General features: G+C 69.3%; 6 protein-coding genes and 4 pseudogenes. 4 read left to right on the top strand and 6 right to left on the bottom strand.

Going from position 1 to position 8,481, the window contains the following annotated elements; genetic code table 11:
* From bla to ACZ56B_RS31150, 4 genes and pseudogenes are all read right to left on the bottom strand, one after another.
* Positions 1 to 1,021 (bottom strand): class A beta-lactamase (gene bla / locus ACZ56B_RS31165; RefSeq protein WP_468797895.1); only part of this gene is annotated, 1,021 nt, incomplete at its 3' end.
* A gap of 315 nt (positions 1,022 to 1,336) precedes the next feature.
* Positions 1,337 to 1,627: a hypothetical protein gene (locus tag ACZ56B_RS31160; protein ID WP_468797892.1), complete on the bottom strand. Its 291-nt coding sequence runs from the start codon at positions 1,625 to 1,627 to the stop codon at positions 1,337 to 1,339.
* A complete protein-coding gene (locus ACZ56B_RS31155; RefSeq protein ID WP_468797889.1) occupies positions 1,624 to 1,854 on the bottom strand; it encodes a hypothetical protein in 231 nt (76 codons plus the stop codon). Before ACZ56B_RS31155 ends, ACZ56B_RS31160 begins: the two co-directional genes overlap by 4 nt.
* A 259-nt stretch (positions 1,855 to 2,113) precedes the next feature.
* Positions 2,114 to 3,175 (bottom strand): annotated as a pseudogene (locus ACZ56B_RS31150) (IS630 family transposase); the annotation flags it as partial.
* A 234-nt stretch (positions 3,176 to 3,409) separates the two neighbouring features.
* Here ACZ56B_RS31150 and ACZ56B_RS31145 point away from each other — a divergent pair.
* Positions 3,410 to 4,666, top strand: a complete 1,257-nt coding sequence (locus ACZ56B_RS31145) for a serine hydrolase domain-containing protein (RefSeq protein WP_468797886.1) — start codon at positions 3,410 to 3,412, stop codon at positions 4,664 to 4,666.
* A 32-nt stretch (positions 4,667 to 4,698) separates the two neighbouring features.
* Here ACZ56B_RS31145 and ACZ56B_RS31140 read toward each other — a convergent pair.
* A pseudogene (locus tag ACZ56B_RS31140) lies at positions 4,699 to 4,830 on the bottom strand (aldo/keto reductase); the annotation flags it as partial.
* 81 nt (positions 4,831 to 4,911) lie between these two features.
* Between ACZ56B_RS31140 and ACZ56B_RS31135 the strand changes: the two are divergent.
* Both ACZ56B_RS31135 and ACZ56B_RS31130 read left to right on the top strand, forming a co-directional pair.
* Positions 4,912 to 5,537 (top strand): annotated as a pseudogene (locus ACZ56B_RS31135) (IS6 family transposase).
* 78 nt (positions 5,538 to 5,615) lie between these two features.
* Positions 5,616 to 5,780, top strand: a pseudogene (locus ACZ56B_RS31130) (fic family toxin-antitoxin system, toxin component); the annotation flags it as partial.
* Positions 5,781 to 6,207: 427 nt separating this feature from the next.
* Here the strand turns inward: ACZ56B_RS31130 and ACZ56B_RS31125 are convergent.
* Positions 6,208 to 6,666: a DUF2975 domain-containing protein gene (locus tag ACZ56B_RS31125; RefSeq protein WP_468797883.1), complete on the bottom strand. Its 459-nt coding sequence runs from the start codon at positions 6,664 to 6,666 to the stop codon at positions 6,208 to 6,210.
* Between the two features lie 571 nt (positions 6,667 to 7,237).
* Between ACZ56B_RS31125 and ACZ56B_RS31120 the strand changes: the two genes are divergently transcribed.
* Entirely contained in the window at positions 7,238 to 8,131 is an 894-nt protein-coding gene (locus ACZ56B_RS31120) for a hypothetical protein (protein WP_468797880.1), read from the top strand.
* Positions 8,132 to 8,481 lie beyond the last annotated feature (350 nt).

The raw sequence follows: 8,481 nt of genomic DNA, 5'->3' as shown, positions 1-8,481 counted from the left end.
GGTGCTCCTGTTTCTTCTCCCCTCCCCCCCCCCCTTCTCCCCTTCGTCCTCCCCCCCCCCCCCCCCCCCCCCCCCCCCCCCCCCCCCCCCCCCCCCCCCCCCCCCCCAGCGCGGTCGCGGTGGCCGCGATCACTTTGTCGTCGTGCGGGGTGTCATCGAGGGTACGGTTGGTGAACACTGCCAGCACGATCGGCGCGTTCGATCCGGGCGGCCAGACGATCGCCAGATCGTTGGCGGTGCCGTGGTTGCTCGCGCCGCCGGTGCCGGTCTTGTTGCCGACCGTCCAGTCCGGGGGAATGCCTGCCTTGATCCGGTCGGCGCCGGTGAGGCTCGCCTTCAGCCATCCGACCAGCCGGGCCCGGTCTCGGGTGTGGAGGATCGAGCCGGTGGTGAGCTCGGCGAAAGTCCGTGCGGCGGCCGCGGGAGTAGTGGTGTCGCGCTTCTCCCCAGGCTGCCACTCGGTCAGCCGGGGTTCCGGCCGGTCCAGGCGACTCACCCGGTCGCCGATGGCGCGAAAGAAGTCGGTCAGCCCGCGCGGCCCGCCGATCTGCTCCAGCAGCATGTTGCCCGCGAAACCGTCGGACTTGGTGATCCCGGCACGGCACAGCTGGGCCGGGGTCATGCCCGTGTCGGTGTACTCGGTGGTCTCGGGGGAGTTCCCGGTCAGGCCGGTCATGTCGGAGGGCTTCCAGTGCACGACTTCGTCCATCAGCCCCGGCCTGCTGGTGCGTGCTTCGTGCAGCACTGCCGCGCAGGCGAACACCTTGAACATGGAGTTGAAGGGAAAGCGCTCGTCGGCCCGGTAGCCGACCGTGCGGCCGGTCCCCAGGTCGATGCCTACCGCACCGATCCGCCCTGCATAGGATTCCTCGAGTTCCCGCAGCGTCCTGCGCAGTTCCGGCCCGGAACCGGATGAGGAGGTGCTGCCCGTCCGGGCGGCAGCGACGCTTGTGGAGCCCTCTTCGCCGGTAACGGCACCGGCCGCATAGGCGAGGCCGCCTAGCAGTGCGGAAGCGGTCACAGCCGTGATGGCTAATCGCAGTCGGAGAAACCGTGTCATGCCGGTAAGAAGATCAGACGCCGTTCGCGCGCGTCCAGAAGATAGCGTGCCGACACGCTCGGCACCGGTACGAGATCCCGGCGATCGGTGTTGTCACGTTGTTGGGTGCGTGACTGTCCGATGGCGCAACAAGGCGTGGTGGGCTCGTGGCCAGGACCTGTGTTCAGGCCGTGGTGGGCGGGTTGGTAGCGCTGGTGACCCGGTCCGCCTGGCTGAGATGCGGGAGGTGGCTGGGGAGAGTGCAGCGAGCCCCGGGTGGCCTACCGCAGCCCGCCGTCATACCGGGTGCGCTCGGGGCCGACGGTGGAGCAGGTACATGCCGAGGACGAGCAGCAGCTGGCGTCCGGCCTGGTCGAACTGTTCCTGCAGCGTAGGTTCACGAAAGAGGTCGGCCAGCTGTCCGGCATCGGCGGCGAGACCGGTGCGCTGGACGAGGTAGTCGGCCGTGGAAGCGCGGTGGACGGCCCGGGCCCGATCCAGCAGCGCGTCGTCCACCGTCCCGTCCAAGGTGCGGTCCAGCGCCGTGCGCAGGGCCTCGACCTGGGTCATGACCGCGTCGACGGTCATCGGCGCCCCGCGGGTCCGAGGGCGCGGACGAGGCCAGTGGCTGCGAACACCGATTCGGGCTCCATCACGTCCCGCACCGCGTCCAGCAGTTCGGCCCGCCCGCGCACCGTCAGCGTCTTGCCATTGCCCAGCTCGGTGATGAGCCGCACGAACCGGGCCCGCGCGGTCGGCGTGGCCAGCTGATGCCCGACCTGCTCCAGCAGACCCACGGCGCCCTCACGCGTCACCTCCTGGCTGCGCCGACCACGTCCCACCCATGTCACCCACGCCCGCTGCGCCTGCCGGGTGGGCACGTAGCCGTCCCACCACAGCCGCATGGCCAGCGGCACCTGCGCGAGTGCATTCAGGTGCGTCACACCTGCTGGCGCCTGTCCAGCAGGAGCAGCAGCCGGCGCTGGTTGGCGCTGTGCTCGGCCTTGTCCGAGCCGTGCCGCCGGGTCCGTAGACGCGGCTGGTCCAGTGACCTGAGTCGGGGATTCGTCGGCAGTAGGTGGCGACTTTGTCGAGGATCTCGTCGGCGGTCTTCGTCCAGACGAACGGCCTGGGGTGCTCGTGCCAGCCGGCGAGCCAGGAACGGATGTCGCGTTCGAGGGCCTGGACGGAGCGGTGGACACCGCGCCTGAGCCTTTTCTGCGTGAGCTCGGCGAACCACCGCTCCACCAGGTTCAGCCAGGACGCACTCGTCGGCGTGAAGTGCAGGCGGAAACGCGGATGTGCCACCAGCCACCGCTTGACGGCGGGCGTCTTGTGGGTGACGTAGTTGTCCAGGATCAGGTGCACCTCGAGCCCGGCGGGCACCTCCCTGTCCAGCCCGGTCAGGAACTTCTTGAACTCCACGGCCCGGTGCCCGCGGTGCAGAGAGCCGATCACTTTGCCGGTGGCGACCTCCAGGGCGGCGAACAGGGTGGTGGTGCCGGCCCGGACGTAGTCGTGGCTGCGGCGTTCGGGAACGCCGGGCAGCATCGGCAGCACCGGCTGGGACCGGTCCAGGACCTGGATCTGGGACTTCTCGTCCACGCACAGGACCAGGGCCTTCTCCGGCGGGTCGAGATACAGGCCGACGACGTCGCGGACCTTGTCGATGAACAACGGGTCGGTGGACAGTTTGAACGTCTGTGAGCGGTGCGGCGCGAGGGCGAACGCCCGCCAGATCCGCGAGATCGCCGACTGGGACATGCCGGTGGCCGCCGCCATCGACCTCGTCGACCAGTGGGTGGCGTTCTTCGGCTTCTCCTCGAGTGTCTTGACGATGACCCGCTCGACGTCCGCATCGGTGATTTTCCGGGGGACGCCGGGCCGCGGCTCGTCGGACAGTCCGTCCAGACCGCGGTCGAGGAAGCGCCGCCGCCAGGTGCGGACCGTGTCCGGAGTGACCCGCAGCCGGCGGGACACCTCCATGATCGAGTGTCCCTCGGCGCACTCCAGCACGATCCGCGACCGCAAGGCCAGAGCCTGGGCCGTCGTGCGACGACGGACCCAGCCCTCCAGCGCGGCCCGCTGGGCATCGGTCAGCGACAACGGCGGAATCTTCGGACCCGGACGACTCATACCAAACCAACGACGAATCTCCGACTCAGGTCACTAGGACGTAAAGGGTAATCCGCCTAGGTCAAACGCCCTCTCAGAACTCACCATCACGCGTTGCTGCTTCTCACCGGCACAATCAGCAGGGGGTGCGGCAAGGAGGGCGGTAGCCGCCGGGTGGTAGGGGGGCCAGCACCACCCCCGTCCGGGCAGCCAGCTGGATGGTCCGCGGCGCCGGCCCCCCGTAGCGTTCCGGCCATGGAGATCACGAAGAGTGCGCGGTGGGGCCGGTCCGGACGGTGGCGTGCGGGGCTGGCCGTGGCCGGGGTCGCCGCAATCGGGACCGCATCGCTTCTCGGGCCGGGCACCACGGCCGAGGCCACGGGCGCCGGCGGCGGGGACGCGCGGTCGCGGCTGCAGCGGGACGCGGACGCGGTACGGGACACGGGAGCCACCGGGCTGACGGTGCTCGCCCGGGACGCGGCCGGACGCGAGACGCAGGCCCGGTCCGGCACCGCGAGCCTGAAGGACGGGGGCCGGGTGCCCTTCGACGCCTACTACCGCATCGGCAGCGACACCAAGACCTTCACGGCCGTGGCCGCGCTCCAGCTCGTCGGCGAGGGCACGCTGAGCCTGGACGACACCGTCGAGCAGTGGCTGCCCGGGGTGGTCGCCGGCAACGGCAACGACGGCAGCCGCATCACCCTGCGCAACCTGCTCCAGCACACCAGCGGCCTGGCCAATTACACGGACATCGCCTTCGAGGACCCGGCGGAGCTGACGCCCGAGCGCTTCCACGCACAGCGGTTCCGCTCGCAGACCCCCGAGGAGCAGGTCGCCGTGGCGATGGAGCGCGCCCCCGGCTGGCTGCCGGACGCGGACGATCCGGGCGCCGAGACGCAGTGGGCGTACTCCAACACCAACTACGTGCTGCTCGGGATGGTCATCGAGAAGGCCACTGGCAACCCCTGGGCGCAGGAGGTGCACGACCGGATCATCGAACCGCTGGGGCTGCGCCGCACGCTGATACCGGACACCTCGCCGTACGTGCCGATGCCGACGGCCGCCGGGTACACGCAGTTCCCCGGCCGGGACGACCTCACCGACACCACGCTGGCCGTGGGCGGCGGCGCGGACGGCGGCATCATCAGCACCACCCGCGACATGAACACCTTCCTGCGCGCCCTGATGGGCGGCCGGCTGCTGCCGCCGGAGCAGCTGGAGCAGATGCGCACCACCGTCCCGGCGCCCGGCTACGCCACCGACGGCAGGACCCGCTACGGGCTCGGCCTCGCCTGGCGCCCGGCCGAGGGCTGCGGGGGCGGGATCTGGTACCACGGCGGCACGTCCTTCGGCACCGCCTCCGAGACCGCCGTCACGCCCGACGGCCGGGTGTCGGCCGCGGCCGCTGTCTTCACCACGCGCTTCGGTGACGAGAAGCGCTTCCTCGAGCAGGCGGAGGCCGCGGTCCGCCTGCTGGACCGGGCGGTGTGCGGCGACCGGAAGCGCGGGTGACCAGGGGCGCACACCCGCAGAAGACACCGCTTGATTTCCTCGATAGGAGTCGCGTAGTCGGGAGCGTGGGCCCGCAACAGGTCCACTCGATCGGTTTTCAGGCGTCGCAGGCCCGCCTCCAGCGATTCGCGTACTGCGGCGCGGGCGGCGCGGAGGGCGGTCAGGGCCCGTATCCCGCCGGTGCTGTCACGTTGGCTGACCGGGTGGGATGATCTCCGGATTGATCATGCTGGAGGGGGCTGTTCGTGGGGGACGCGTCGCCGTCGTACAAGGGCCATCGGTACCCGGTCGAGGTCATCTCCCACTGCGTGTGGCTGTACTTCCGCTTCCCGTTGTCCTACCGCGAGGTCGAGGAACTGATGCTCGAGCGCGGCGTGATCGTCTCGTACGGGACCGTGCGACGGTGGTGTCGGAAGTTCGGGCAGGCCTACGCGAACGGGCTGCGCCGCAGGCGTCCCCGGCCCGGCGGCACATGGCATCTCGACGAAGTCTTCATCAAGATCAACGGTGAGCAGAAGTATCTGGGGCGGGCTGTGGACCGGGACGGCAACGTCCTCGACATCCTCGTGCAGAACCGCCGCGACAAGGCCGCGGCCAGACGGTTCCTCCGCAGGCTGATGACGAAGACCCGGGCAGTGCCGAGGGTGATCGTCACCGACAAGCTCCGCTCCTACAGCGCCGCCGGGTTATGAAGGGCTTCCCCTCCGTGGGCGGGGCGCAGAGGTTCCTGTCCGCGTTCAGTGGCATCTCATCCCACTTCCGGCCTCGTCGCCACCTGATGCCCGCACCTCACTACCGAGCCGAAATGACCGTCCGCTTCACCGTCTGGGAGCAGATCACCGGCGTCACGGACCGACCTGCCACGGCCTGAGCACCGGCCCGGAACCCGGCCCCACCACACCTCGACACACCGTCGGACGCTCACACACCCGACAACATGACAACGCCCAACGAGGCGTTCGCCTGGCACTCCACCGAGGCGTTCCTGTCCCTGAACGGGTGCCGGCTCGACTATCCGCCCAAGGAGGCGGTCGCCCTGGTGCGGGAGGCGGCCGCCGGCACCCTGGGCGTCGGCCTCATCGGCCGCCGGCTGCGCGCATGGAGTGTCTTCTGACCGTCGGGCTCTGCCGAGCCGCGCGCTCGCCACCGGGCGGGCCGCGACGACCGACCTGTCGTCCCCCTCGGCCCATCGGGTCTTGTTCGCGCCGTGCTCGCCGACGCCTGGTACAGCCACTGTGCGTCGTCGTGTTCCGGACGGTCGTCGCAGCGACATCGGGTCGTCGAAAGGGGGATACGCGGACGGCGACGAACCGGGCGTCAGCACGGACGTACCCGCAGAACCATCACCGGTCGCATCGCGTCCCTGGCACGGACCGAGGCGGTGGTGATTACGGCGTAATCACCACGAAACACGCGGATCTGGTCGGTGATCTCCAGCGGGTAGGCGTGGCTGGGTGGTTGCTTCCCGGCCCGGCGGGCAACGGGATGCCCAACAAGGCGCCCAGGCCCGTCCGCCCGTCTCCATACGTAGGACGCCACCCTCAACCCATGCCGGTGGCCGGGGGCTTGAGGTCGGCGACCTTGCGCAACAGACCTCGGAGAATGACGAACAGCATCGCCGATGCCACGCCCATGCTGACGCCTGCGAATGCGGCACCAAGAACGCTGAAGTCCTCCATGCCCTCCTGAGGGAAGGGGATGCCGCCGAAGAGCACATGACCGGCCACGGCGAATGCCAGAACGGCCGCCGAGACCGAAGAGCCGATCAGGATGTCGATCCACCGGAAAGCCCGGGATGTGAAGATCGCATCGTGCCGCACCAGGTCGAGCAGCATAAAGACCGCGGCAAGCGCGACTTGCACACAGGCGACCCCGATGATCCCCGCCGTCACGTAGGGCACGGAGTACGGACCATATGGGGGGTGACGGTCAACGGCATCCGCCGCTATCCCGGGGATGATGACGATCTGACCGAAGAGGCCGAGCAGGATGGCGGTCACGATGCCGAGTTGAAGTGCGGCCACGAAAAAGAGGCCCGTTCGCGGTAGCGCGGGTCGATTGCTGGCGAGAGTCACTTGATTGCCTCCGATTGGCGTGCAGACAGGCGCTGCATCAGCCTCACGGCCCAGCTTCTCAGAAGGATGACCACAAGGTCGTACCTGAGTAACTACGCTGCGCCGCTTGGGCAGTGACGATGAGCGCACCCACTCTGACGAACGTCACACGGACGCTGCCCTCCCACTTGCTGATCATATTGTGGTCGTAACCGGCCGCCTGTTCGTCTTCCGTACCACGCGCTCCGCTCCAGCCGTCGCGGACCGGGCAGCGATGCCAGGGGGTGTCGTTCGGACCGGCCACCGCTGCACGGAGTTGCCCGATTCGCCGCCGTACGGCGCTGTTACCTTGGCGGGCATGAAGACGCCTGGCGCCCGGACAGTACGACGCGAACTCCTCGGCTGCGGCCCCTGAGACGGAAGAAGGCAGCCGATTGGCCGATGACACCGCGGAGCACGGGGCACCGGCGAACTCAGCCCGCAGCAGCGCAGGCAGGCCACCACCCGCGCCCACCAGTTGGACGCGGCCGTCGACGACCGCGTCCGCGCCGCCTTCACCGCGGCACTGGTCCCGACCGAGGTGCCCGGCCAGAAGCCGACCACCTCCTTCACCCGGATCGCCAAGGACGACGGTTCCCTCGCCGAGCGCGTCACCGCGGCCCTCAAGGCCAAGGGCTGGATCACCCCCACGCTCGGGACCGCGCTCGTCCGCATGGCTCTCGACGGTCCCCTGGCCAACGCCTGGAACAGGGGCCACGTGCGCTTCGGGGACCTGTGGTCCTGGTACACCCAGTACCCCTGCCTCAAGCGCCTGCCCAACCGGCAGGTGCTCGAGCAGGCCGTACTCGGCGCCGCTGAAGTCCTCCTGTGGCAGCAGGACGCCTTCGCTCTCGCCGACGGCTACGACGAGGCCACCGGCGAGTACCGGAACCTGTGCATCCACGGCGACGAGCCCGACCCCACCCCCGTCACCGATGAAACGCTCCTGATCCAGCCGGCACGAGCGGTCGAGCAGCGCGTCCGAGCCATCGACAACCAGCCGACCGAACCGGTCACGCCGCAGGAGAGCGGCAACGGCGGTGGAGGAGGCATCCCGCACCCCAGGTCCAGCTCCGGCTCCGTCACTCTTCCCCCGGGGCCCGGTCCTCAGCCTCCGCAGCCCCCGGCCAGGACGGTCGTGCACAGGTTCTGGGGCGTCAAGACCCTCAATCCCAACCGCCCTGCCGCCGACTTCGCCGACATCCAGCAGGAAGTCCTCGCGCACCTTGAGGCGACCGACGGCGTCCAGCTCGAAGTCCGCATCGAGATCACCGCGACCACCACCGAAGGATTCACCGAACAGCAGGTACGCACCGTCCGGGAGAACGCCGCCCAGCTGAAGTTTGAGGACAACGGCTTCGAAGAGAACTGAGCCTGGTCCGACGATCCGTGCTACGGCATCGATCTGCCCAAAAGGGTCGTGACGGTGAGCCTGGAGACGATGAAGATCGTCGATAAGCCTCCGCCCCCAACGCCGTTGCGTTTGACATGTCGGGCAACCCTGTTGCCCATTCGGCTGATGGGTGGTCGTGGGGGGGTGACCTTGGTGTCAGTACTTGCTGGTGCGGCCGGTCGTCTTCGTCCAGTCCCAGCTCGGTGAGGTATGCACACTCGCCTCCCGCATCCGGACGGCGTCCCGCTGTGTGGTGTAGGGGATCTCCGCGGTTGAGTGCGCGGGTTCCGCTCCCTGGAGTGCACCGTCTGCCGGTGACTGCTCCCTGC

Source organism: Streptomyces sp. NPDC034670 (assembly GCF_055574875.1).
The sequence above is the reverse complement of the archived record's forward strand: the minus strand, read 5'-3'. Positions and strand labels throughout refer to the sequence as shown.